This is a genomic window from Methylobacterium sp. UNC300MFChir4.1, from assembly GCF_900110155.1.
Taxonomy (GTDB): Bacteria; Pseudomonadota; Alphaproteobacteria; order Rhizobiales; family Beijerinckiaceae; genus Methylobacterium.
Map to the genome: position 1 here is coordinate 169952 of NZ_FOCS01000001.1, position 23879 is coordinate 193830.

Here is a 23879-nt window from a genome sequence, read left to right on the forward strand (position 1 = left end):
TCGTCCTACCGCGGGGCCGCGTCGGCGATCGGCGTGCCGGTCGGAGCCGGCACGGCGCGCACCCGGTCGCCGTCGCGCAGGAAGCTTCCGGCGCGGGCCACGACGCTCTCGCCGGCCGCCACGCCGGAGCGGAGTTCCGTGAAGCCGTCGGCGGAGAGCCCCGCGGTCACGGGCCGCGCCTCGACGCGCCCGTCCTTCACCACGAGGACGCTGGCGCGGCCGTCGGCCGCGTAGAGCAGGCTGGAGACCGGCACGGCCACGCCGGTGCGGCGCGCGATCTCGACGTTGCCGCGCGCGAAGGCGCCGATGCGCAGGGCCGGATCGTCGCCGAGGCGGATGCGCACCTTGCCGAGCCGCGTCGCCCGGTCGACCTCCGGGTAGACCCGGCGCACCTTGCCGGCGAGGCGGCGGCCATCATCGAGGTCGAGGCTCGCCGGGTTGCCGACGTGGATGCGCGCCAGCGACGTCTCCGGCACCTCGCCTTCCAACTCGATCTCGCCCCGGGCGATCAGCCGGAACAGCGGCTCGCCCACCGCGGTGGCTGTGGCGCCGATCCGGGCGGTGCGGCGATTGACGATGCCGGCCTCCGGCGCCCGGATATCGGTGCGGGCACGCCGCAGGGCGATCTCGGCGCCGGCCGCCCGGGCGGTGGCGAGGTCGGCCTGCGCCGATTGCAGGCCGCCCCTGGCGGCGGCGAGGCGCCCTTCCGCCCCCTGCGCCGCCGAGACGCGCTGTTCCAGCACGGCCGCGGTTGCGTTCCCGGTCTTGGCGAGCGCCTGGGCCCGCTCGAGCGCCTGCTTGGCCTCCAGGTTGGCGGCCTCCGCCTGGACGATCTGGCTCTGGGCCTGGACGATCGCCGCCTCGGCCCGGGCGATCGCCGCGGCGTTCGAGGCCTCCTGGGTGACGATCATCTCCAGCGACAGCTTGGCGAGGACCTGCCCCTTGGTGACGCGGTCGCCCTCCTCGACGAGGAGATCGGTGATGCGCAGGCCCTCGACCTCCGGGGAGACGAGGATCTCGTCCCGTGGGACCAGCGTGCCGGTAACGACCGCCCGCTCGACGATCTCGCGGTTCTCGGCCGGGACCACGGTGACGGCGGGCGCGATGGCGGCCGCGTCGGGAACGGCGGCGGTCTCGACGGCCCGGGCCGGCGCCCCGGCGAGGATCGCGAGCCCGCACAGGAGAGTGAGGCGGGGCGCGCGCCAACGGACGGAGTTCACGACGGGGGCCTCGCAAGCGGCGCTGGACTGGTATTGCCTCTCCCTCGCTGGGCAGGTCGGCGTTTTCATGGCGAGCCACTCCACCGGAGGTCGAGCATAGCGCCATCCGGCGGGGCCGTCGCCGGGCCTCGCGCCGCAGGTGATCGGGGCGGCCGGAGCGCGGCCGTTCACGGCGCTCAACCTGCAACCAGCCACGAATAGCGACGTTAATAGGCCGATGGTCTTCTCGGGACCGGGGAGGGGTCGATGAGCATTTTCCAGATTAGGCAGAAGAAGAGCGGCGCGGTGCTCTGGACGGGGGCGGCCGACGACGAGCAGACGGCCCTCGACGCCATGGCGCGCGAGGCGGGCTATCGCGACTTCTCGTCCCTGCCGGACACGATCCGCGCCGACGGGATCGAGGCCGCGAAGCTCGACCTGATCTCCTGAGTCCGGACATGAGTGTGGACTGAGGCACCCGCGCCGGCGCGGCGACCGCCCGCTCCGTCGCGGCCCGGCCGTTCAGAGATCCGCGATCAGGGTCTGGATCGTCGCGGCGCAGGTCCGGACCGCGTCCGGGTCGTGCAGGCCGCCGATCACCGATGGGTCGATGGCGAGGGCCGCCGCGATGAGGCCAGGCCACGCCGCGGCCGAGGGCCAGCCGGGATGAACGATCGCGGCCCCGAGCCGGGCCAGAGCCTCGGCCTTCTCGGTCTGCTCCCCGTAGGCACGCTCCTCCGGGAGGCAGACGAAGCGCTTCCGCTGCGCGGCCGCCAGGGCGACCACGCCGTCGCCGCCGCCGCCCACCAGCAAAGCCGCCCGAGCGACCCGCGCCTCGACGTCCGGGACCCAGCCGTGCAGGTGCAGGTTGCCGGGGACGGCGCCCGAGCCTGAGACCGGCCCCAGGACGTGCCACGGCCGGTCCGGTACCGCCCGCGCGGCCGCGGCGAGATCCGCGAGGTCGCCCCCCGCGCCGCCGCGGCCGAACACGACCACGATCTCGCGTCCTGCCTCGATCGGGGCCTGCGCCGGCGCGCCCAGGAAGCCCGCGTACAGCGTCTTGGCCCGGACCCAGTCCGGCACCGCCGCGCCGTCGAGTGCCGCGGGGAAGGGGGCCAGCAGCCGCGTCGCGCCGCGGAAGGCCTCCAGATGCGGCCGGTCGGTCCGCGTCCCGGCGAGCCGCACCACCAGGGTCGGCACCGACAGGAGGCGCGCCAGGAGCGCCACCTCCACCGAGACGTCGACGATCAGGAGGGCCGGCTCGGCCCGCTCCGCCCAGGCGGCGATGCGCGCCATCCGCGTGCGGACCCCCGGATGGTTGAGCGGCGCGTAGTGCAGCGCCTCGGGCCGCTCGGTCGCGCCGTCCCGGCCGTCGAAGGCCGCGTCGTCGCGGGGGCGGTCGTCGGGCAGGTCGACGGTGTCGAGGCCGGCGGTGTCGAACCCGGCCAGCGTCCCGAGGATCGTGCAGGGCCGGTCCAGAGCACCGGCGACGGCCCGGGCCCGCTGGAGATGGCCGGCGCCCTGGTGATGGACGTACCAGCCGATGCCCCGGGTCACGCGGCGTCCCTCAGGGACGACGCGAGGGCGTCGAGATCGGCGACCGCTTGGTCGAGGGCGCAGTCCCGCGCCGGCGGGCTGCGCGACTCGAGGATCCGGTCGGCCCGCTCCACGAAGGCGATGTCGTTCGGGCAGGCCCCGACGGCGGCGAGGTCGTCGGCGTCGAGACCGAGCCGCGCGCAGGCTGTGGCGCGGGCCTGCGGGTCGAGGTGGAAGGCCCGGCGCAGGGCCGCGCGGCGCAGGATCAGCGCCTGCCAGTGCGCGGCCTCTGGCAGCAGGTAGGCCTCCCCGTCGAGGACGCGGGTCCGGCGCAGCATCTCGGTGGCCATGCCGCCCGAGACCCGCCCCTGGTGGCGGGACGAGACCAGCACCTGCACGTCCGGGCAGTGGCGCAGGCGCGCGCCGTTGGCGCGCAGCAGCCCGACGAGGGCGTTGTCCTCGCCGCAGGGCAGCGCCGGCAGCCCGCCGACCGCCCGGTACAGGATCGCGGGAACGGCGAGGCTCGCGCCGGTATGGTCGCCGTGACGGGGGGCGGGATCGTAGGGCGGCGGGTCGAGCAGATCCTCCAGGCGTCGGACGCCGGACCAGTAGCGCTCGATGCGCGCGTGCAGGTCCGTCAGGGCTGGGTCCGGCGTGCCGTCGTCGTCGATCACCAGCCGGCCACCGACGATGTCGGCGGCCTCCAGCGCGCGGAGGTTGGCCGCGACCCACTCGGCCGGCAGGCGGGCATCCGCGTCGGTGGTGAGGAGGATGCCGTCCGGCTCCCCGTCCGCCTCCAGCCACTCGGCCCCGGCATCGAGCGCCATGCGCCGCGCCGTGCCGACATGGGCGTCCGCGCCGCCGAGCTCGACCGCGATCAGCCGGAGGGTCAGGGTCGCGAGGATGCCCGAGGCCTCGACGTCGCGCACCGCCTGGACGGTCCCGTCCGTGCAGTTGTTGGCCAGCACCACGACGCGCAGGGGCGCCCGCGCCGAGACGCCGTTCTGCGCGGCCAGGGAGGCGAGCAGGCGCGGCAGGCGCTCGGCCTCGTTCCGGGCGGGAATGCAGACGACGCAGGGGGGCGGGGCCGGATGGTCGGCGTCGGTGGTCATGGCAGGTCTCCCGTGGCACCCTCGTGCGCCGCGGAGGTCGGGGGCGGCCCGTCATGCCGCCGGGCTCCGGGCTCGGGTGCGGATTGCGGCGCGCGGATCCGCGCCGTTCAGCCGCGTCCTCCGGCGACGCGCAGGGCCGGCCGCGCCCGCTCGGCGCAGCGCGCGATCACGGCGTCGTAGGCCTCCAGGTAGCGCCCTGTCATGGCGGCGGCGTCGTAGAGCGCCTCGGCGCGGTCGCGGCAGGCCCGGCGCGACAGGCCGGCGGCCTCCCGGATCGCCACCGAGAGATCCTGCGGGTCGTCCGGGCGGGCAAGGCGGCCGCAGGACGCGTCCAGGATGTCGGGCATGGCGCCGCGCCGGAAGGCGGCGACCGGCGTGCCGCAGGCCAGGGCCTCCGCCACGACGAGGCCGAAGGGCTCCTCCCAGCGGGGCGAGACGATCGCCACGCGGGCCCGGCCGAGATGATGGGCGAGGTCCCGGTGAGAGAGATGGCCGAGATGCGTCAGGTCCGGCCCGAGACGCGGGGCGATCTCGGCGGCCCAGTAGCCGGGATTGAGCTTGGGACCCGCGAAGGTCAGCGGCAGCCCGGCGGCGCGGGCGGCGTCGATCGCGAGGTGCAGCCCCTTCTCGGGCACGATCCGGCCCGACCAGAAGGCGAAGGGCGTATCGTCGGCAGCGTGTGAGAACGCGAAGGTCGAGAGGTCCACGCCGTTGTCGACCACCTGGGCGCCCGGCACGAGATGCGCCCATTCCTGCGCCAGCGACGGGGACACCGCCAGGAAGGCCATGTCGGGGTCGGCCTGGACGACGCCGCCGACCAGGGAGTCGAAGGGCGGCGTGTGCAGCACGGTGACCCAGGGCAGGCCGAGCCGGGCGCTCTCGCGCAGCGGCAGGGCGTGCAGCGCGTTGTTGTGGACGAGATCGAAGCCTCCGGCCGCGACCATCTCCATCATGCGCCGGTAGGCATCCTCCTCTTCCCGGTCGATCGCCTCCTCCCGCTCCGGGTCGAGGAGCGCGTCCCCGGTCGGATCGCAGAGCATGACCGGGTCGAGCGCCGGGTCGGACCCGCGGCTCGCGAACAGCGTGACGTCGTGCCCGTGCCGCTTCAGCGCGACGGTCAGGAGATGCGTGTGCATCTCCAGGCCGCCGGCGTAGGGCTGGCCGATCGGGTATTTCAGATGTGCGAGGACAGCGATCTTCACGCGCGCACCGAGTCCGGTTGGGTGGGGATTTCTGCCGCCCGCAGCGGCGCGAAAGGACTTCTTTCCGCAGCGAGGGTGGCGGGGATCATGCCGAATATTTCTTCAACAAGCGTTGCGTTGACGGGGTCCGAGCGACGACGAACGCGACGCTTGCCGGCTTCCTAAGCGCGGCGGCCTGAACCATTGATGATCGACATCCGCGGGTGACCGTTCACGCCGCGGCGCGGCACGCCTCCGGGCTGCCCCGCGGACACGCGGTCGCGGAGCCCCGATCGGCCTGTTAGGCTGCGCGGCCGCGCCGGCCGTGGCGCCGTCAGGGGAGGGGTGTCGATGGGGCTTCCGTTGGGGCTGAGCGTGTTCGCCGTGGGCTTGGCGGTGCTGGCGATCATCACCCTGGCCGCGGGCGTGAAGATCGTGCCCCAGGGCCACGTCTACACGGTGGAGCGCTTCGGCCGCTACGCCCGCAGCCTCGACGCCGGCCTGGGCCTGATCACGCCCTTCGTCGAGCGGATCGGCCGCAAGGTCAACGTGATGGAGCAGGTCATCGACGTGCCGAGCCAGCAGGCCTTCACCCGCGACAATGCCGGCGTCACCATCGACGCGGTGGTGTTCTACCAAGTGCTCGACGCGGCGCGCGCCTCCTACGAGGTCTCGAGCCTCGACCTCGCGGCCACGACCCTGACCATGACCAACATCCGCACCGTGGTCGGCTCGATGGATCTCGACCAGCTCCTCGCCCACCGCGACGAGATCAACGAGCGCCTGCTCCGGGTGATGGACGCGGCGGCCTCGCCCTGGGGCGTCAAGATCAACCGGATCGAGATCAAGGACATCGTGCTCCCGGCCGACCTCGCCGGGGCGATGGCCCGGCAGATGAAGGCCGAGCGCGAGAAGCGCGCCTCGATCCTGGAGGCGGAGGGGCAGCGCGCCGCCGAGATCCTGCGGGCCGAGGGGCGCAAGCAATCGGCGATCCTGGAGGCGGAGGGCCGGCGCGAGGCCGCGTTCCGCGACGCGGAGGCGCGGGAGCGCTCGGCCGAGGCCGAGGCGGCCGCGACCGGGATGGTCAGCCGGGCGATCGCCGAGGGCGACATCGCGGCGGCGAACTTCCTCGTGGCCGAGAAGTACGTCGACGCGGTGCGGGCGATCGCCACCGCGCCGAACCAGCGGGTCGTGGTGGTGCCGATCGAGGCGGCGGCCCTGGCCGGCACCCTCGGCGGCATCGGCGAGCTCACCCGCTCGGTCTTCGGCGACGGCGCCGCGGCGCCCCGGCGCGCGGGGAGCCCGCCGAACGTCGCGCCGCCGCGGGCCTGACGCCGGTGACGCTCGATTCCCTCGCCGGAACCCTCGGGGCCCTCGGGGCGGCCTGGAGCTGGGTCATCGCCGGCCTCGTGCTCGCCGGTGCCGAGATCCTGCTGCCCGGCGTGTTCCTGATCTGGCTCGGCCTCGCCGCCGTCGCGACCGGCCTCGCGGCCGCGGCGCTGCCCATGCCCTGGCAGGGCCAGACCCTGCTGTTCGCCGGTCTCGCCGTCGCCCTGGTGGCGCTCGCGGCGCGCCTCCAGCACCGCGGCAGGCGGGCCGGGCCGGACCTGAACCGCGCCGACCGCGGCCTGATCGGGCGCGAGGGCGTGCTCGACGAGCCGATCGTGCGGGGCGCGGGCCGGATCCGCTTCGACGACACGCTGTGGCGGGTCGAGGGGCCCGACCTGCCGGCGGGCCGCCGGGTGCGCGTCACCGGGATCGGCGGCACGGTCCTGCGGGTGGAGGCGGCCTGAGGGCCGCGCCTACCCGAACGCCCCGACCTCGTGCTGGATCATCCCCGAGATCTCCCGCACCTGATCGAACATCCGGCGGATCGGCTGGAACAGGTTGGCGTGCTCCGCCTCGTAGGTGCCGACGTCGCGCGGGCCGGCCGGCTCGCCGAAATTGAGGCCGAGCGTCGGGTCCGGCGTCACCGGGAAGATCGCGTCGAGGAGCTTCAGGCAGCCGTCGATGTCCAGCCGCAGGAAGCGCTCCAGCAGCTGCTCGCGGGAGATGCCCGCCTGCGGCCGGAAGCCCGGGATGTGCACCGCCAGGAACCAGATCCGATGGATCAGCGCGAGGCGCAGGGCGTGGAGCAGCGTCAGCCGGGCCGACATGGCGGGCAGGTCCGGGGCGGCAGCGCTCAGGGCGAGCCAGTCCCGGGTCAGGCGTCCGAACAGGTTCCGCAGCGCGGGGGCGAGGTCGAGGCGCTCCAGCGCCCCCGAGATCACCACCAGCTCGTCCCGGCGGAAATCCTTCTGGGTGCGCCGCGCCCGCTCCAGCCACACGGCCGGATCGAGAGTGTCGATGTAGGCCCGCAGCACGTCGAGGTCGCCGACTGAGGCGGCGTGCTGGACCAGCCGGAAGGCCCGGGAGAAGCGTACCGAATCGCGCCGCATGTCGCGGAACAGGTCGGGGCCGCGCTGGGCCGCCCGGCCGATCCCGTGGAGGGAGTTCGCCAGGAAGCCGAGCTGGTGCAGGATCGCGTTGTTGGGGATCGCCCGCATCTGGCGCGGATGGGTGATCCGCGCAGGGCCGCCATTGTCGGTCTGGCGCGCCACCGGGCGCGACCCGGTCCGGTCGATCAGGCTCGGGCCGAAGGTGCCGAGGAGCGCCGCGTAGCCCGGGTCGTCGACCAGCGACTCCATGTCCTGGCGGGCTGCGGTGAAGAATTCGAGGGCGAAATCCGGCTCGGCGTAGATCGGGTCGACCTTGCCGTCGGAGGCCTTCGGCCGGTCGTTCAGGGCGTAGTCCGAGAACGAGTCCTCCTCCGTCACGTCGAGCGCGTAGACGTGCTCGGCGATGCGGGCGACGCTGGCGCGCGCCAGCGCCTCGGTGCCGTACAGCAGGTAGCCGTCGGTGCCCTGGAAGCTCGATTCGAGCCGGACGCGGATGCCGGCCTTCCGCGCGCGGTCGCGCGCGTCCTCGGGGGCGAGGTAGGCGAGGCGGTCGCGCAGGGAGGTCGGATGCGCGCCGCGCCCGATCGACTCGCCGTGCGTGTCGAAGATCGCGAGCTCGACGTCGGACAGGCCGTTCTGGACCAGCATCTCGGTGATGCGCAGCCGCAGCCGCTCGATCCAGAAGGTCGCCGCGAGCTGGCCGACGTAGCGGCCCGAATCGGAGTAGCCGAACTGCACGGTGAGCCGGCCGATGCGCTTCAGGTACTGCCGCCAGTGCGGGTTGCGCAGGGCGTCGTCGAGCACCCGGATGCCCTGCTCCAGCGCGCTCGCCGTCTCGAACAGCGGCGTGATCTCGAGCTTGTCGGCGATGCCGTAGTGGCGCGCGAGCCAGAGGGCGGCGAGCAGGGTGTAGCCGGTCTCGGTCTCGGCGATGAGGAAGCGCACCGGATGGGTGCCGTCCACGTGCTTGAGGATCTGGGCGATCGTCATCATCAGCCGCGCGGCCGAGGCCCGCTCGGCCGCGAGCGCCCCGAAATCGACCGCCACCGGGCGGACGTCGTTCAGCAGCGTGTGGATCGTCGCGAGGTGCGAGCGGCGCCGGGCCGCGTCGGTGGGCTCGCCCTCCAGGTCGATCACCCGCCGCACCGCGTTGTGGATCTGGCTGGCGTTCAGCCGGAAATGCGGCAGGGCGTTCGACAGGCCGTGCGTCGCGACGCCCGCGCGCAGGACGGCGATCCGGCGCTGGTCGGCCGCGTCGTCGGCGGCCTCCAGGGCCTTGGTTAGTGCGGCGACGAGGGCGCCGGCATCGGTCTGGGCGCGCTCCCGCTCGATGATGAGCGCCAGGGCGAAGCGGTGCACCGCCTCGAGGGACGGCTGGTCGCCGAGGCGCGGCGCCACCGTGAGCTGGCGGTTCACCGCCGCCAGGGCGTTCTCGGCGAGCGCCCAGACCTCCCGGCAGGCCGGGATCTCGGGCAGGTCGCGCATTACCCGGTCGAACTGCATGCGCTTCGAGATCAGCCGGTAGCGCAGGGTGTCCCACCAGCCGATATCGGTCCGCCCGTCGGTGTCGCAGCCGACCCAGCTGGCGATGGCGAAGGGGCGGGGCGTCAGTTCGGTCCAGCGGTCGGGCCAGCGGGCGCGGGCGGCGTCGAGAAGGGCGCCGTTGAAGGCGTCGAGGGCGAGACGGCCGTTATTGGCCGCCGCGCAGGCCTGCTCGAACTCGACATCCAGGGTGATCGGCGCGTCCGGTCGGGTGGACAGGGCCGCCGCGCGCGCGACCAGCCCGGCGCGGTCCTTGGTGTCGGGCAGGCTCGCGGCCTCGGCGAGGAGGCCCGCGACGGCCCGCGGCATGCCGAAGGTGGGGTGGGCCGTGAACACCACCGCGAAGGCGGTGCGGTGGATCAGGGCCGCGAAGGCCTCGACGCCGTCCGGCCGGTCGGGTGCCGCCGCCACGAGCCGCGCGGGGATCGCCGCCTGCGGATCCTCCGGCCCGGCATCGAGCCCGACATAGGCCCGCAGCCGTTCCGCCCGCGCCGCCAGCGCTGCGGCACGCAGGCGCACGAACAGGCCGTCGAGGTCGCCCGTCGAGATCTCGTTCCGGTCGAAGCGCCGGGTGATCGCCAGGGTCACCGCCAGGACGGGGTTGCGGAACGGGTCCTCCCGGGCCTGATCCCGGGCGGCCTCGATCAGTCCGAGGAGGTGCGCCTCCAGTTCCTCGGGCTCGCGGCTCGGCTCGTGCTGCATCGGTCGGTCCCGGCTCCGGTCTGCCCGCATCTACCCGGTCCGCCGGCCCACGCAAGGAGCGTTCCGCACGTGACCCGGGACTGACCGGCTACTGACCGAGGACGTGACGTGGGACGTGACGTTGGACGTGAGGGGACACACAACCGCGACGCGGCGGGGCGATATCGACGATGGGATGGGGTGGCGGCGGCCTGAACCGCAGGCTAGAGCTGACCTCCTGATGGAGCGCCTGTTCATCATCCTGGCTATTCTGGTCTTCGCTGTCGCCATCGTCGCTGTGGCCGCGATGGCGGCGCGCGGCCGGCGCGAGCCCCTGCGCATGGGTTCCGAACTCGACATCGAGGACGAGGACCTCGTCATCGGCTCGGTCGGACCGCGCAAGAGCCCGATCGACCGCAGCGCCCAGGTGCTCGACCCGCGCGTGCTCGATCTGGACGCGATCGAACTGGAACCGATCCGCGCCCTCGACCGGACGCAGCGCGACGCGGCGCTCCGCGGAGATCCGCCGGGAGCCGGGCGATGAAGCGATGCGCGCGCGGGGTGGCCGGGCTGCTGCTCGCCGGTCCTCTCTGCCTGTCGACGATGCAGGCGACCGCCGCGCCTGCCGGCAAGCCGGCGCCGGCCGCGCCTCCCCAGGCTTCGCCCGCGCAAGTCGCGCCCGCACCGGCCGCGCCTGCGCCGGCCGCGCCCGCCGCGACGGCGCCGCCAGGTCAAGCCGCCCCTCAGGCGGCGAGCCCTACGCCCGCCGCCGGCCCGACCCTCGAGCAGCCCTGCGGGACGCAGGCGGCCCGCTTCGAGAGCGCCAAGGGGTTCAAGATGGTGATCACGCGGGCCGGGCAGGTCCGCACGACGAACCCGCTCAGGCCGCTCACGCCCGAGGTGAACGAGGTTCTCCAGGTGGTGATCGCCGGAAAGGTCGCCACGGCCTACGGCCCCGATTTCACGACGCTGCGGCGCGGCGGCGCCGCGTCGGGCATCGAGGCGATGCTGGGCGGTTCGATCCACTGGGAGCCGACGCTGCCGACCTTCCCCGATCCGATCGCGATCGTCAGCGAGGAGGGGACGCCCCTGGCGCAGCTGACCTTCCGCGCCTGCGAGGCGGCGCCCGCCGTCAAGGCGCCGAAGGTGCCGAAGGCCGAGGCCCGCAAGAAGGCGCCCCGCCAGGCGGCACCGAAGGCGGCGGCGGCCCCGAAGACGCCCCCCGGCTTCTCCATGCCTCAGGGGGCGATCGCCGAGTAGCGGCTACTTCTGCTTGGCGATGACCTTGTCCTTGATGCCGTCGTAGACGTTCTGCGGGATGATCTTCTCGGAGACGAGATCGTCCTTCCCGCGATACGGCCGTCCCTTGATGATCGCGGCCGCGCGCGCCGCGCCGATGCCGGGCAGCGCGTCGAGCTCCTCGGTGCTGGCGCTGTTGAGATCGATCAGCGCCCCCTTGGCGGCGTTCGGCGATCCGGCGACGGGCGCGCTCGGGGCCGCGGGCTTCGCGGGGGCCGTCGGTGCCGCGGTCGTCGGCGCCTGCGGCGCCTGCGCCAGGGCTGGGGCCGCGACGAGGCTCGACAGGAGGGCGAGGAGGGCGAGGGTTTTGGTGGAGGAAGCCATGGCGTTCTCCCGAGAGGCGCGGCCCACACCGCGGTGCCGTCCGGCCAGATCTGCGCCGCTCCGCTTGAACCCGCCCTTAACGGTTGTGGTCCGGCACCCCTAGTCACGGGCCGGCGCCGGAGCTATAAGCCCGGCCTCATCCGTATCCCGCGGTGTGCGTGGCGATCCTCGATCGAGGAGCCGCCCGCGCGCCGCTTTGTCCGCGGCGTCACGAAGGATCCTGCCATGGCCGTTCCGAAGCGAAAGACCTCCCCCTCCCGCCGCGGCATGCGCCGCTCGGCCGACGCCCTCAAGGCGCCGACCTACGTCGAGGACAAGGATTCCGGCGAGCTGCGCCGTCCGCACCACATCGACCTGAAGACCGGCATGTACCGCGGCCGTCAGGTCCTGAAGGTGAAGTCCGCCGAGGCTTGAGCCTCGCGAAGGCGGCGCCTCAGGCGAGGCGCCGCGCGGCCTCCGCGTAGCGCGCGGCGGCCATCCGGGTCCGTTCCAGGCGCGACGGCAGCAGCGTCGGATCGCCCGCCGTCAGCAATTGCGCGATGAAGCCGGCGCGGGGTCTCCCCGCGGCCGCGCGTTCCGCTGTCCGGGGGGCGGGCGGCTCATCGGACCGGCCGCCGTCGATCAGGGCGAGCGCCTGGACCTCCGTCCGCGCCGCCTCGGGGGAGGCGTCCGCGTCCGGGACCGGCGCGCGCCGGGTGGGGCGGACCTGTGTCGGGCCGAGACGGCTGACTGTTCCGATACGCACCATGCGCACATTCTCCGCACGTTTCCGTGCCCGTGTCGCAAAGGTGGGGCCGACGTTTACCGATCGTCAACCCTTCGTCCGATCGGTCCGGCCGAATTACTTTTTCGCGAGCGCCTCCAGGCGCTGCTGCATCTCCAGCATCTGGCGCTTGAGATCGTCCAGCTCGCCGCCCCCGTAGGTCGCGGGCTGAGTCGCGGCCGGCGCGGTCGGCTGGGCTCCCGGCGCGGGCGGGGCGAAGCCCGTGAACATCTTCATGGCATCGCCGAAGAAGTTCATGTTGGTGCGCACCTGCTGCTCGATGGCGTTCTGGAACGCCGCCGGGCCGAAGCTCTGGGCGAATTTCTCGCGCAGGCCGTCCTGGTCCTTGGCGAAGTTCGCCATCGAGAATTCGAGGAAGCTCGGCACCATCGTGCGCATGCTGTCGCCGTAGAAGCGGATCAGCTGGCGCAGGAACGCCACCGGGAGCAGGTTCTCGGCGCCGGCCTTGTTCTCCTGCTCGAAGATGATCTGCGTCAGGACCGAGCGGGTGATGTCGTCGCCCGTGCGCGCGTCGTAGACGACGAAATCCTCGCCGTTCTGCACCATCGTGGCGAGGTCCTCCAGCGTCACGTACGTCGAGGTGCCGGTGTGATAGAGGCGCCGGTTGGCGTACTTCTTGATGACGGTCTGGGTGGCCTTGACGGTATCCGCCATCGGGAACGGCCTTTCTGGACTCGGGACCGGGGGGCGTTGCAGACGCGCGGTGCTGTCTGACGGGGGCTGTCTTCGCGCCCGCAACACGATCCTTAAAGCCTTCCCCGGGCGCAGAAAACAGCAAACTGCAGCTGTTCAACGCAGAATAATGCAGAGTGGTCGGGGCGGTCGCGCCATTTCAGTCTCGCGGTCGCGTCATCGGCGCGTTTGGCGCGTTGATCCACAACCTTGACTTCGCCCACCTCAGGCCCTTCATCCCAGGGCCGGCACAGAGCGCGCCCCGGGACGTGGAAGGCGCGCCGGCTCGCGAGAGGAGAACGTTCACATGGCAGGCAGCGAAGAGATCGTCATCGTCGGGGCGGCGCGCACGCCGGTCGGCTCGTTCGGCGGCGCCTTCGGGGCGGTGCCGGCCCACGAGCTCGGCGCGACGGCGATCAAGGCCGCCCTGGAGCGCGCCAAGGTCTCGCCCGACGAGGTGGACGAGGTGATCTTCGGCCAGGTCCTCACCGCGGGCGCCGGCCAGAACCCCGCCCGGCAGGCGGCCATCAAGGCCGGCATCCCCGAGAAGGCCACCGCCTGGGGCCTCAACCAGGTCTGCGGCTCGGGCCTGCGCACGGTCGCGATCGGCATGCAGCAGATCGCCAACGGCGACGCCAAGGTCATCGTGGCCGGCGGCCAGGAATCGATGTCGCTGTCGCCCCACGCGCAGTACCTGCGCGGCGGCCAGAAGATGGGCGACGTGAAGCTCGTCGACACCATGATCAAGGACGGGCTCTGGGACGCCTTCAACGGTTACCACATGGGCCAGACCGCCGAGAACGTCGCCCAGGCCTTCCAGCTCACCCGCGAGCAGCAGGACCAGTTCGCGACCCGCTCGCAGAACAAGGCCGAGGCCGCCCGCAAGGAGGGCCGCTTCAAGGACGAGATCGTCCCCGTCACGGTGCCGGGGAAGAAGGGCGACACGGTCGTCGACACCGACGAGTACATCCGCGACGGCGCCACCCTGGAGGCGATGGGCAAGCTGAAGCCGGCCTTCACCAAGGACGGCACCGTCACGGCCGCCAACGCCTCGGGCCTCAACGACGGCGCCGCCGCGCTGGTGCTGATGTCGGCCTCGGAGGCCGAGCGCCGCGGCCTGACCCCGCTCGCCAAGATCAAGTCCTGGGCGACCGCGGGCGTCGACCCGAAGGTGATGGGCACCGGCCCGATCCCGGCCTCGCGCAAGGCCCTGGAGAAGGCCGGCTGGAAGCCGTCCGACCTCGACCTGATCGAGGCGAACGAGGCCTTCGCGGCCCAGGCGCTGGCCGTGAACAAGGACATGGGCTGGGACGACGCGAAGGTGAACGTCAACGGCGGCGCCATCGCCATCGGCCACCCGATCGGGGCCTCGGGCGCCCGCGTCCTCGTCACCCTGCTCCACGAGATGAAGCGCCGCGACGCCAAGAAGGGCCTCGCCACGCTCTGCATCGGCGGCGGCATGGGCGTGGCGATGTGCGTCGAGCGGACCTGATCGGTCTGTCACGACAGTATCGGCCCACAACATAGACTTAAGGCCGAAGTCAGAAAAAATCGCGTGCGGACGCCATCCGCACGCGGCATCAAGTGATGCGAACAGGAGGAAACAATGGCTCAAGGACGCGTCGCCCTCGTGACGGGCGGCACCCGCGGCATCGGCGCGGCGATCTCGAAGCGGCTCAAGGACAAGGGCTACAAGGTCGCCGCCAACTACGCCGGCAACGACGAGGCGGCCAACGCCTTCAAGGCCGAGACCGGCATCCCCGTCTTCAAGTTCGACGTGGGCGATCTCGCGAGCTGCGAGGCCGGCATCAAGGCGATCGAGTCCGAGCTCGGCCCGGTGGACATCCTGGTGAACAACGCCGGCATCACCCGGGACGGCGCCTTCCACAAGATGACGTTCGAGAAGTGGCAGGCGGTCATCAAGACCAACCTCGACTCGATGTTCACCTGCACCCGTCCGCTGATCGAGGGCATGCGCAGCCGCAACTTCGGCCGCATCATCATCATCTCGTCGATCAACGGCCAGAAGGGCCAGGCCGGGCAGACCAACTACTCGGCCGCCAAGGCCGGCGTGATCGGCTTCGCAAAGGCGCTCGCGCAGGAGAGCGCCTCGAAGGGCATCACGGTCAACGTGGTGGCGCCGGGCTACATCGCCACCGAGATGGTGATGGCGGTGTCGGAGGACATCCGCAACAAGATCATCTCCACGATCCCGACCGGCCGCCTCGGCGAGGCCGACGAGATCGCCCACGCGGTCGAGTATCTGGCGAGCGACGAGGCCGGCTTCGTGAACGGCTCGACGCTGACCATCAACGGCGGCCAGCACTTCGTCTGATCGCCGCGGGCGCGCCGGATCGACCCGGCGCGCCCGCCCTGTGGGCGAGCCGCCCCACCGCGCCGGACGCGCATCTCTCCGTCCGGTGAGCGTTCCTTCCGACACTCCGCGTGGCCGAGCCCGACGACGGCGCTCCTAGCGCCGGGCCCCGCCTGCCGGCGACCGTCCCGGGCCGCGCCGGTCCGGCCCACGAGCCGCGCGCGCCGCCGTCCGTGGTCGCGGGCCCGGACCGTCCGACCCATCAAGCGTGACGAAAGTCCTTCCCCGCGTGCGGAATCGCGCGTCGGGCGGGATAACGGGCATTGCGGGCAGCGATCGAGCCGCCGGCCCGCGTGTTCTGAGACACGAACAATTCGAACGGCCTCGTATAGACCTCCTTCCATCGGCTCACGGATGGTCCCGCCGATAGAAATCGAGGTCCCGAGGATCATGAACAACTGGTTTCACGGTAAATTCGGCGTTCAGTTTATCGGCGCGAGCCAGAATTGTTCTTCCCGCACGACCGCGATGCGTGACGACCGCTCCGCGGCCCGCCGCCCCGCGCTGCCCGCAATCGCGAAGCTCGGGCTCGCGGCGGCCTGTGCCCTGGGGCTGGCGGCCTGCGTCACCCCGCAGGAGCGCCACGCGCTGGATCAGAACCAGTGCTACGCCTTCGGCTTCGAGCCCGGCACCGACGGCTTCGCCGAGTGCATGATGGGGCTCCACCAGCAGCGCGCCGTCGCCCAGTCCAACAGCAACCTGTACTGGCAGGCGCAGCTCGCCGAGCAGAACCGCCGCCGCGAGGCGCAGCAGGACCTCTACAAGGTCATGAGCCTGCAGCGCACCGGCGACGCGCGGTTCCCCGTCTGCGGCGCCTCCTCGGACGGCGGCATGGATCGCCGGACCATGACTTGGTACGGCCCGAACTGCCGCGCCCGCTGATCCGGATCGAGGGAGGTCCCCATGTCCGACATGACGACGCGCGGCCCGCGCAACCCGAGCCGGATCATCTTCGTGACCGTGGCCCTGATCGGCATCGCCGTCGGGTTCGCGACCGCCAGCCTCGTGTGGTTCACGCTCGCGGTCCTCGGCTCCGCCGCGCTGACCTGCGCGGGCTACGGCCTGATCCGGCGGCGGCTCGGCTGGAAGCCGCTGAGCGGCGAGTACCTGTCCAACCTCCTCTACGTGCTGAGCCCGTACTAGGCGGACACCACGCACGCCCCCGCGGACGCGCCGCGGGGCTCATCGGCGGGCGGCGCAGGTCCACGAAGACCTGGCCGCGCCGCGCCCCCATCCCCCAGACCGCTCCGCCTCCGAGGCCCCATGACGCTCGCCCTCATCATCACCGGCTTCCTGATCGTGAACTTCGTGATGGCCGGCTTCTTCTCCCTCGTGGCCCTCTGGGCCGACTGAGCCGCGCCGCTACGGAGCGCCGACGCAGTTGGCGTAGAAGGTCGTGGTCGCGGGCCAGTCGGAGAAGACTCCCAGCACGCCGACCTGTCCGTGCAGGACGTCGAGCAGCCGCAGGATGTCGCCGTCGCCGGTGACCACCGGCTTGATCGACTGGTAATAGTACCCGCCGCCGCCCTTCAGGGGACCCGAGCGCTCCAGCGACCACGCGATCAGGCCCAGCCCGGCCGCCTTGGCGTCCCGGGCATAGGTCGAGGGCTCGATCGTCCCGTCCGGGCCGGGCCGGACCAGCATCCACAGCGGCGGCGCCAGGATCTTCACGCCCTTCCGGGCGAGCTCGGCCATGCCGGGCTGCCACGTGGCGGGCTTCTCCGGGTCGAAGCCCTTCGCGGTCTCGTCCCGGTCGTCGAGGAAGATCGCCTGGCGGCCGAATTCCGGATCCTTCTCCAACCAGTAGAGGATGTCGCGGAGCTGGAAGCTCTGCGGGTAGACGTCGGAGGCTGGGATCCCGGCCTCCCGGTACTCGTCGACCAGCTGCTGGGCATACATGTCCTGCGTGTAGGTGCCCTGGAACGGCATCGGGACCTGGGGCGCCTTCAGCTCGGGGGTGAATTTCCGCCCCATCCCCTTCACCAGGGCGATGTACTCCTTGTGCGACATCAGCGTGCCGGTGCCGGCGTAGAGGTCGGTGCGCCAGCGCGGCGTGGCGTTCATGTAGGCCGCCACCGTGGTGGCGTCCGGGTCGGACGCGTCCATCTTCCCGTTCAGCGACTTGAATTCGTCCAGCGTCAGGTCGCTGGTGCAGCACTTGGCCGAGGCCTTCCGCCCGTTGGCCGGGTCGGCCGGCGTGAAGCCCTGCGTGCACTTCGCCGCGAGCTCGGGCCGGGCGAGGATGTCGGTGGTCGTGTGCAGGTCGCACTGGCTGTGGCGGCAGACGAGCTGGCGGTCCTTGGTGAAGGCCACGTCGCACTCGATGATCCCGGCGCCCATCCGGTACGCGGCGAGCAGGCCCTCCCGGGTGTGTTCGGGAAACATCAGCGGCGCGCCGCGGTGCGAGATCGAGAAGGTCCGGGGCGTGTAGGTCCGGTCGACGCCGCAGGCGGCGAGCCTGTCCTTGAGCGGGCCGGGCTTCAGCTGGTCGACGAGATAGAAGGGTCGGGGGCCGAGCTGGGCGGCCTCGCCGGCGAGCGCGGGGCCCGCTCCCAGAAGCAGCCCCAGCCCCAACATGATCGCACGCATCGCGAACCTCCCGTTTCAGGCCGCCGGTAGAGGGGGACGGTGACAGGGGCGTGACCCCGCACGCCCCGGCGCGCCGCCGCCATGATAGCGGCGGATCATCCGCGCGGCGTCGGCCGCCAGTCGGGCGGCGCCATCTCGAAGCCGGCGAAGTCGAAGCCCGGCGAGACCGTGCAGCCGACGAGTGTCCAGGCGCCCAGGCTGGTGGCGGTCTGCCAGTGGCCGGCCGGCACGACGCATTGCGGGCGCTGCCCGGCGGCGAGGTCCGGCCCGAGATGCCGGGCCTCGGCGTCGTGCCCGTTGGGGCTCGTGGTGATCACCAGCGGCGCGCCGGCGTGCCAGTGCCAGATCTCGGTGGCGTCGACCCGGTGCCACGCCGAGACCTCGCCGAGATCGAGCAGGAAGTAGATCGCGGTGCCGACCGAACGGCCGTCGACGGTCCGTGGATCGCGGAGCGTCTCGCGGTAATGGCCGCCCTCGGGATGGGGCTTCAACCCCAGGGTCGCGATCACCTCGGCTGCCGTCATGTCCAGCTCCCTGTCGATCCCGGCCGCGCGGATCGTCCGCGGCTTGCCGGCACTTGGCACCGATGCTACCGGCCGAAAACCCGCAAGGTCCGAGAACGATGCCGAGCCCGACCGTACGTCTCCACCGCGGCGACCTGCCCGCCACCTACGACGCGGGGCGGGCGGTGGCCATCGACACCGAGACGCTCGGTCTCAACCCGTATCGGGACCGCCTCTGCGTGGTGCAGCTCTCCACCGGCGACGGCACGGCCGACGTGGTGCAGATCCCGCAGGACGGGCCGGAGCCGGTCGTGCTCAAGCGGGTCCTGGCCGATCCCGGCATCCTGAAGATCTTCCACTTCGCGCGGTTCGACGTGGCGGTCCTGTACAGGGCCCTCGGCGTGATGCCGAGCCCGGTCTACTGCACCAAGATCGCCTCGAAGCTGGCGCGCACCTACACGGATCGCCACGGGCTGAAGGACGTGGTCCGCGAGCTGGTCGGCGTCGACCTGTCGAAGCAGCAGCAATCTTCGGACTGGGGCGCCGAGACCCTGTCGCAGGCCCAGCTCGACTACGCGGCCTCGGACGTCCTCCATCTCCACGCGGCCCGGGAGCGGCTCGACGCGATGCTGGCCCGGGAGGGTCGCACCGACCTCGCGTCCGCCTGCTTCGGCTTCCTGCCGACGCGGGCGCGCCTCGACCTCGACGGCTGGCCCGAGACCGACATCTTCGCGCACACCTGATCGTCCGGCGGGGCCTGCACACTTCCTGTGCGGAGTGAGACTTTCCTGTCACCGCACCGCGATAAGTCGCTGGTAGGTTGTGGCTGCCTGGGCTTCCGAGTCCCGGCCAGGCCCTCCTCGCCGGTCGCCCACCCGATCAGGCCGGCGAGGAGGGTCCGTCGCCCTCAGGTCAGGGTCCGCGGGCCCGACGGCGTGCTGATCCGGGCGGTCCAGCGCGGGCCCCGGCCGGCCACAACCTGCGGTGGAGCGACGAGGCCCAGCGCCGCGTGAAGCCCCGCGACGGCGGCGGGATCCGGATCCGTCAGGACGAGCGCCTCCAGAGCGGCACCGAGATCCGGCATCGTCGCGGCGGGATTGCCGCGCGGTCCCCACGCCATCGCGCAGGGCGCGGCCCCGTCCGCCGGCCACGCCCCGCCCGGGGGCACCGCGAAGCGCCAGGACAGGTCGCCCCGGGTCATCGTCGCCGCCGCGCCGAGGAGCGCGCCGTGCGTGGCGAGGAGGCCGTCGAGATCGTCCGCGCGGGCGACGAAGCCGCGCAGCCGCCGGCCCGAATCCCAGTCGGCCCGCACCCGCGCCGCGTCGCCGAGGCCGAACCAGCGGGCGCCCGACGGCGGCGGCGCCTCCGGATCGACGGCGATCACCTCCAGGAACAGGGCGTCGCCGAGGCGCAGCAGGTGGTTGCGCGTGCCCATCTCGCGGTGGCGACCGCCCTCGGGCATGGCGAGGCCGAGGCAGTCTCGCACATGGGCCACGCCCTCCGCGAGGTCGGGCGCGACGACGACGAGGTGGTCGAGGGTGAGCATCGTTCGGGCTCCGTGCGCGCGGGCACCTATGCAGCCGGCCGCCGGGCATGCCCGGGACCGCACCGGTCCCGCCCCGGTCTCGGCGCTCACGGGCTGCCTCGGGTGAGGCGGCGAGGGGTAACGCCTGAGCGTCCCCAAGAAAAAGGCCGGGGCCCCGCGAGAGGCCCCGGCCCGGAAGTGCGTGCCGGGCCGGGCCTCGTGCCCGGCCGGCTCTCACATCACAGCGAGTAGTACTGCACGAACTCGATCGGGTGCGGCGTCATCTCGTAGCGCAGCACCTCGGTCATCTTCAGCTCGATGAACGAGTCGATCTGGTCGTCCGAGAACACGCCGCCCTCCTTGAGGAAGGCCCGGTCCTTGTCGAGGCTGTTCAGGGCCTCCCGGAGCGACCCGCACACGGTCGGGATCTTCTTCAGCTCCCGCGGCGGCAGCTCGTACAGGTCCTTGTCCATGGCCGGGCCCGGGTCGATCTTGTTGCGGATGCCGTCGAGGCCGGCCATCAGCAGCGCCGAGAAGGCGAGGTAGGGGTTCGCCATCGGGTCGGGGAAGCGGACCTCGACGCGCTTGGCCTTCGGGCTCTTGGTCCACGGGATGCGGCAGGAGGCCGAGCGGTTGCGCGCCGAGTAGGCGAGCAGCACCGGCGCCTCGTAGCCCGGCACCAGGCGCTTGTACGAGTTGGTCGACGGGTTGGTGAAGGCGTTCAGCGCCTTGGCGTGCTTGATGATGCCGCCGATGTACCAGAGGCACTCCTGGGACAGGCCGGCATACTTGTCGCCCGCGAAGACCGGCTTGCCGTCCTTCCAGATCGACTGATGGACGTGCATCCCTGAGCCGTTGTCGCCGTAGACGGGCTTGGGCATGAAGGTCGCGGACTTGCCGTAGCTCTGCGCGACGTTGTGGATGCAGTACTTGTAGATCTGCATGTGGTCGGCGAGCAGGGTCAGCGTGTCGAACTTCATGCCGAGCTCGTGCTGGGCCGAGGCCACCTCGTGGTGGTGCTTCTCGACCTTCACGCCCATGGACTGCATGGCCGCGAGCATCTCGCCGCGCATGTCCTGCGCCGAGTCCTGCGGCGGCACCGGGAAGTAGCCGCCCTTGGTCTGGACCCGGTGGCCGAGGTTGCCGCCCTCGTAATCGGTGAAGCCGTTGGTCGGCAATTCGGTGGAGTCGAGCTCGAAGCCCGTGCGGTACGGGTCGGCGCCGAACTTCACGTCGTCGAACACGAAGAACTCGGCCTCGGGGCCGACGTAGATCGTGTCGCCGATGCCGGTCTGCTGCAGGTAGGCCTCGGCGCGCTTGGCGGTGCCGCGCGGGTCACGGCCGTAGGGCTCGCCGGTGGCCGGCTCCAGCACGTCGCAGACGATCGACATGGTCGCGGCCGAGAAGAACGGGTCCAGCGTGGCGGTGACGGGATCCGGCATCAGCAGCATGTCGGACTCGTTGATCGCCTTCCAGCCGGCGATCGAGGAGCCGTCGAACATGGTGCCCTCGTCGAAGATCTCCTCGTCGATGAGCGACACGTCGAACGTGACGTGCTGCCACTTGCCGCGCGGGTCGGTGAACCGGAAGTCCACGTAACGCACGTCGTTGTCCCGGATCGTCTTCAGCACCTCGGCCGCAGTCGTCATCGTGGGCATCCTCCAGGGATCTCTGAATCGGCTCTCGTGGCGCACCCGCACGCGGTCGCGCGCACCGGCAAGCGGCGCTTGATATCCGGCGCGGGCGTACCTTGCCACCCGCCGGGCAGCGGAATCGGCCGACGGATGAAACGATCGGCCCATTCGCGCACCCGATCTCGTAACCGTGATCGGCAGCTCCGTTTCTAGGGCACCGTTGTTCTCCGGCAATGGCCTTCCTGGCACGATCCATGCAATTGCGGCCGCAGCCGTCGACGAGGCGGCAAGCCGTTCGCGTCTTCCCGGGTTGCCCAGGTCGCGCATCGATACGGACGAGAGAACCGGAATGACCAAATACAAGCTCGAGTACATATGGCTCGACGGGTACACGCCGACCCCGAACCTCCGCGGTAAGACGCAGATCAAGGAATTCGACAGCTTCCCGACCCTCGAGCAGCTCCCGATGTGGGGCTTCGACGGCTCGTCCACCAAGCAGGCCGAGGGCGGCAGCTCCGACTGCATGCTGAAGCCCGTGCGCCACTTCCCCGACCCGGCCCGCAAGAACGGCGTGCTGGTGATGTGCGAAGTGATGATGCCGGACGGCGTGACCCCGCACGAGTCCAACAAGCGCGCCACCATCTTGGACGATGCCGGCGCCTGGTTCGGCTTCGAGCAGGAGTACTTCCTGTACAAGGACGGCCGCCCGCTCGGCTTCCCGGCCTCCGGCTACCCGGCGCCGCAGGGCCCGTACTACACCGGCGTCGGCTATTCGAACGTCGGCGACGTCGCCCGCAAGATCGTCGAGGAGCACCTCGACCTCTGCCTCGACGCCGGCATCAACCACGAGGGCATCAACGCCGAGGTGGCCAAGGGCCAGTGGGAGTTCCAGATCTTCGGCAAGGGCTCCAAGAAGGCCGCCGACGAGATGTGGATGGCCCGCTACCTCCTGCAGCGCCTCTGCGAGAAGTACGGCATCGACGTCGAGTACCACTGCAAGCCGCTCGGCGACACCGACTGGAACGGGTCGGGCATGCACTGCAACTTCTCGACCGCGTTCATGCGCGAGCACGGCGGCAAGGCCTACTTCGAGAAGCTCATGGAGGCGTTCAAGAACGCCCGCGAGGAGCACATCGCCGTCTACGGTCCGGACAACCACATGCGCCTGACCGGCAAGCACGAGACCGCCTCGATCCACGAGTTCTCGTACGGCGTGGCCGACCGCGGCGCCTCGATCCGCGTGCCGCACTCCTTCGTGAACAACGGCTACAAGGGCTACCTGGAGGACCGCCGTCCGAACTCGCAGGGCGACCCCTACCAGATCGCCTCGCAGGTGCTGAAGACGATCGCTTCCGTGCCGACCGAGGCCGCTGCAGCCGCGTAAGACGCGGAGCTTCGACAGACGATGCGAAGCCGGGCCCTCGGGTCCGGCTTCGCCGTTTCCGGGGTAACGGGCTTCCGATCTACCCCGTCCTGGGGGTTGGAGCGCGGCGCAGGCCTCGACGGAGGCCTCCGGGGATCGCGCGGACCGCCGGGCGCCCTCTCGAGGCCCGCTGGCGCGGGCACGTCAGGATGAGTGGGTCGGGTGAGGGAGCCCGTCGGGCCCGCTCGACGGCCGCAGGGGCACCATCGCTCCCGAATTACATCCGCCTCAGGGCCGCCGCGGGCGCTCGTCCTCGCGGATGGCGGCCTCGTGGTACCACGCGCCCCCGCCGAAGCTCGGCACGGGCGCGGGCTTCGCCTCCGGAGCCGCCCGGGCGGTCTCGCGCGCGCGTCGGAACGCGGACAGATCGTAGATCTTGGCGGTCTCGCGCGGGTCCGTGGCGGCCATCGCACTTCCTCCTGCATCCGGTTCGAGCGGCCGATCGGGCCGGCCGTTCCCGATGATGTGGGGTGCGGGAAGCGGCGCTCCAGGGCCGCAGGCGCCGATGCCGGACATTCGCGCAGTGCGAAATCTTAGGCAGTGTCGCGCGGTGCGCGGCCGCCGGCGGTCCTGGACCGCGGGCGGGCTCGGGTCAGATCGCGTCCGTGCCGGTCTCGCCGGTGCGGATGCGGATCGCTTCCTCGATCGTCGAGACGAAGATCTTGCCGTCGCCGATGCGTCCGGTCTGCGCCGACTTGCGGATCGCCTCCACGGCGCCCTCGACCAGGGCGTCGGACAGCACGATCTCGAGCTTCACCTTGGGCAGGAAATCGACCACGTACTCGGCGCCCCGGTAGAGCTCCGTGTGGCCCTTCTGACGGCCGAAACCCTTCGCCTCGATGACGGTGATGCCCTGGAGGCCGACCTCCTGGAGCGCCTCCTTCACCTCGTCGAGCTTGAAAGGCTTGATGATCGCTTCGATCTTCTTCATGCCGCTCGGGCCTGCGCTGCGGTGCCTGGCATTTCTAACATCCTCGTGACGCCTTCGCCACGCCGTTTTCGCGGCGCGTCCGACCATAGTGCCTATTTGCTGTGCGATGCACGCACATCCTTAGAGCGCTTC

26 protein-coding genes are annotated in these 23879 nt (G+C 71.7%); 12 read left to right on the forward strand and 14 right to left on the reverse strand.

Annotation, left to right across the window (positions count from 1 at the left end; genetic code table 11):
- Positions 1-5 precede the first annotated feature (5 nt).
- Positions 6-1289, reverse strand: a complete 1284-nt coding sequence (locus BMY19_RS00815) for an efflux RND transporter periplasmic adaptor subunit (protein ID WP_100250839.1) — start codon at positions 1287-1289, stop codon at positions 6-8.
- 177 nt (positions 1290-1466) lie between these two features.
- On the opposite strand from BMY19_RS00815, the gene BMY19_RS00820 reads away from it, so the two are divergent.
- Positions 1467-1649, forward strand: coding sequence for a hypothetical protein (locus BMY19_RS00820; RefSeq protein WP_091676367.1), 183 nt, complete (start codon positions 1467-1469; stop codon positions 1647-1649).
- A 72-nt stretch (positions 1650-1721) separates the two neighbouring features.
- Here BMY19_RS00820 and BMY19_RS00825 read toward each other — a convergent pair whose 3' ends face one another.
- From BMY19_RS00825 to BMY19_RS00835, 3 genes are all read right to left on the reverse strand, one after another.
- Positions 1722-2756, reverse strand: a complete 1035-nt coding sequence (locus BMY19_RS00825) for a glycosyltransferase (protein WP_091676369.1) — start codon at positions 2754-2756, stop codon at positions 1722-1724.
- Positions 2753-3847: a glycosyltransferase family 2 protein gene (locus BMY19_RS00830; protein ID WP_091676371.1), complete on the reverse strand. Its 1095-nt coding sequence runs from the start codon at positions 3845-3847 to the stop codon at positions 2753-2755. Before BMY19_RS00830 ends, BMY19_RS00825 begins: the two co-directional genes overlap by 4 nt.
- 107 nt (positions 3848-3954) lie before the next feature.
- A complete protein-coding gene (locus tag BMY19_RS00835; protein ID WP_020090784.1) occupies positions 3955-5049 on the reverse strand; it encodes a glycosyltransferase family 4 protein in 1095 nt (364 codons plus the stop codon).
- Positions 5050-5379: 330 nt separating this feature from the next.
- Between BMY19_RS00835 and BMY19_RS00840 the strand changes: the two genes are divergently transcribed.
- Positions 5380-6360: an SPFH domain-containing protein gene (locus BMY19_RS00840; protein WP_091926529.1), complete on the forward strand. Its 981-nt coding sequence runs from the start codon at positions 5380-5382 to the stop codon at positions 6358-6360.
- A 5-nt stretch (positions 6361-6365) separates the two neighbouring features.
- Positions 6366-6821, forward strand: a complete 456-nt coding sequence (locus BMY19_RS00845) for an NfeD family protein (RefSeq protein ID WP_056531510.1) — start codon at positions 6366-6368, stop codon at positions 6819-6821.
- Between the two features lie 9 nt (positions 6822-6830).
- On the opposite strand, the gene BMY19_RS00850 is transcribed toward BMY19_RS00845, so the two are convergent.
- Entirely contained in the window at positions 6831-9710 is a 2880-nt protein-coding gene (locus tag BMY19_RS00850) for a phosphoenolpyruvate carboxylase (protein WP_100250581.1), read from the reverse strand.
- A gap of 103 nt (positions 9711-9813) precedes the next feature.
- Here BMY19_RS00850 and BMY19_RS00855 point away from each other — a divergent pair, with 103 nt between their 5' ends.
- Positions 9814-10233 carry a hypothetical protein gene (locus tag BMY19_RS00855; RefSeq protein WP_244534799.1) on the forward strand — a complete coding sequence of 140 codons (420 nt, stop codon included), beginning with the start codon at positions 9814-9816 and terminating at the stop codon, positions 10231-10233.
- Positions 10230-10949 carry a hypothetical protein gene (locus BMY19_RS00860; RefSeq protein ID WP_100250582.1) on the forward strand — a complete coding sequence of 240 codons (720 nt, stop codon included), beginning with the start codon at positions 10230-10232 and terminating at the stop codon, positions 10947-10949. Before BMY19_RS00855 ends, BMY19_RS00860 begins: the two co-directional genes overlap by 4 nt.
- 3 nt (positions 10950-10952) lie before the next feature.
- Here the strand turns inward: BMY19_RS00860 and BMY19_RS00865 are convergent, their stop codons facing one another.
- Entirely contained in the window at positions 10953-11312 is a 360-nt protein-coding gene (locus BMY19_RS00865) for a helix-hairpin-helix domain-containing protein (protein WP_100250583.1), read from the reverse strand.
- Between the two features lie 225 nt (positions 11313-11537).
- On the opposite strand from BMY19_RS00865, the gene rpmF reads away from it, so the two are divergent.
- Positions 11538-11726, forward strand: coding sequence for a 50S ribosomal protein L32 (rpmF, locus tag BMY19_RS00870; protein ID WP_003601373.1), 189 nt, complete (start codon positions 11538-11540; stop codon positions 11724-11726).
- A gap of 19 nt (positions 11727-11745) precedes the next feature.
- On the opposite strand, the gene BMY19_RS00875 is transcribed toward rpmF, so the two are convergent.
- The gene (locus tag BMY19_RS00875; protein ID WP_100250584.1) at positions 11746-12060 is read right to left on the reverse strand and encodes a hypothetical protein; all 315 of its coding nucleotides are present in this window, start codon (positions 12058-12060) and stop codon (positions 11746-11748) included.
- A 93-nt stretch (positions 12061-12153) separates the two neighbouring features.
- Positions 12154-12750, reverse strand: a complete 597-nt coding sequence (phaR, locus tag BMY19_RS00880; protein WP_056531522.1) for a polyhydroxyalkanoate synthesis repressor PhaR — start codon at positions 12748-12750, stop codon at positions 12154-12156.
- 325 nt (positions 12751-13075) lie between these two features.
- On the opposite strand from phaR, the gene BMY19_RS00885 reads away from it, so the two are divergent.
- The 4 genes from BMY19_RS00885 (at position 13076) to BMY19_RS00900 (ending at position 16285) form a co-directional block, all read left to right on the forward strand.
- Entirely contained in the window at positions 13076-14260 is a 1185-nt protein-coding gene (locus BMY19_RS00885) for an acetyl-CoA C-acetyltransferase (protein ID WP_100250585.1), read from the forward strand.
- A gap of 114 nt (positions 14261-14374) precedes the next feature.
- On the forward strand, positions 14375-15103 hold the full coding sequence (gene phbB, locus BMY19_RS00890; protein ID WP_100250586.1) for an acetoacetyl-CoA reductase: 729 nt from the start codon (positions 14375-14377) through the stop codon (positions 15101-15103).
- Positions 15104-15610: 507 nt separating this feature from the next.
- Positions 15611-16024 carry a hypothetical protein gene (locus BMY19_RS00895; RefSeq protein WP_100250587.1) on the forward strand — a complete coding sequence of 138 codons (414 nt, stop codon included), beginning with the start codon at positions 15611-15613 and terminating at the stop codon, positions 16022-16024.
- A gap of 21 nt (positions 16025-16045) precedes the next feature.
- Positions 16046-16285 carry a hypothetical protein gene (locus BMY19_RS00900; RefSeq protein ID WP_100250588.1) on the forward strand — a complete coding sequence of 80 codons (240 nt, stop codon included), beginning with the start codon at positions 16046-16048 and terminating at the stop codon, positions 16283-16285.
- A 219-nt stretch (positions 16286-16504) separates the two neighbouring features.
- Here the strand turns inward: BMY19_RS00900 and BMY19_RS00905 are convergent, their stop codons facing one another.
- Both BMY19_RS00905 and BMY19_RS00910 read right to left on the reverse strand, forming a co-directional pair.
- Positions 16505-17731, reverse strand: a complete 1227-nt coding sequence (locus tag BMY19_RS00905) for a glycerophosphodiester phosphodiesterase family protein (protein ID WP_100250589.1) — start codon at positions 17729-17731, stop codon at positions 16505-16507.
- Between the two features lie 95 nt (positions 17732-17826).
- Entirely contained in the window at positions 17827-18255 is a 429-nt protein-coding gene (locus tag BMY19_RS00910; RefSeq protein ID WP_100250590.1) for a cupin domain-containing protein, read from the reverse strand.
- Between the two features lie 98 nt (positions 18256-18353).
- Here BMY19_RS00910 and BMY19_RS00915 point away from each other — a divergent pair, with 98 nt between their 5' ends.
- Positions 18354-18977 (forward strand): ribonuclease D, encoded by a 624-nt coding sequence (locus BMY19_RS00915; protein WP_100250591.1) that lies wholly within the window; start codon positions 18354-18356, stop codon positions 18975-18977.
- A 164-nt stretch (positions 18978-19141) separates the two neighbouring features.
- Here BMY19_RS00915 and BMY19_RS00920 read toward each other — a convergent pair whose 3' ends face one another.
- Positions 19142-19780, reverse strand: coding sequence for a VOC family protein (locus BMY19_RS00920; RefSeq protein WP_100250592.1), 639 nt, complete (start codon positions 19778-19780; stop codon positions 19142-19144).
- Between the two features lie 218 nt (positions 19781-19998).
- The gene (glnA, locus tag BMY19_RS00925; protein WP_012322030.1) at positions 19999-21408 is read right to left on the reverse strand and encodes a type I glutamate--ammonia ligase; all 1410 of its coding nucleotides are present in this window, start codon (positions 21406-21408) and stop codon (positions 19999-20001) included.
- A 334-nt stretch (positions 21409-21742) separates the two neighbouring features.
- On the opposite strand from glnA, the gene BMY19_RS00930 reads away from it, so the two are divergent.
- Positions 21743-22777 (forward strand): glutamine synthetase beta-grasp domain-containing protein, encoded by a 1035-nt coding sequence (locus tag BMY19_RS00930; protein WP_012322031.1) that lies wholly within the window; start codon positions 21743-21745, stop codon positions 22775-22777.
- A gap of 267 nt (positions 22778-23044) precedes the next feature.
- Here the strand turns inward: BMY19_RS00930 and BMY19_RS00935 are convergent, their stop codons facing one another.
- Positions 23045-23224, reverse strand: a complete 180-nt coding sequence (locus BMY19_RS00935; RefSeq protein ID WP_091979382.1) for a DUF2735 domain-containing protein — start codon at positions 23222-23224, stop codon at positions 23045-23047.
- A gap of 184 nt (positions 23225-23408) precedes the next feature.
- On the reverse strand, positions 23409-23747 hold the full coding sequence (locus tag BMY19_RS00940) for a P-II family nitrogen regulator (RefSeq protein WP_003600526.1): 339 nt from the start codon (positions 23745-23747) through the stop codon (positions 23409-23411).
- Positions 23748-23879 lie beyond the last annotated feature (132 nt).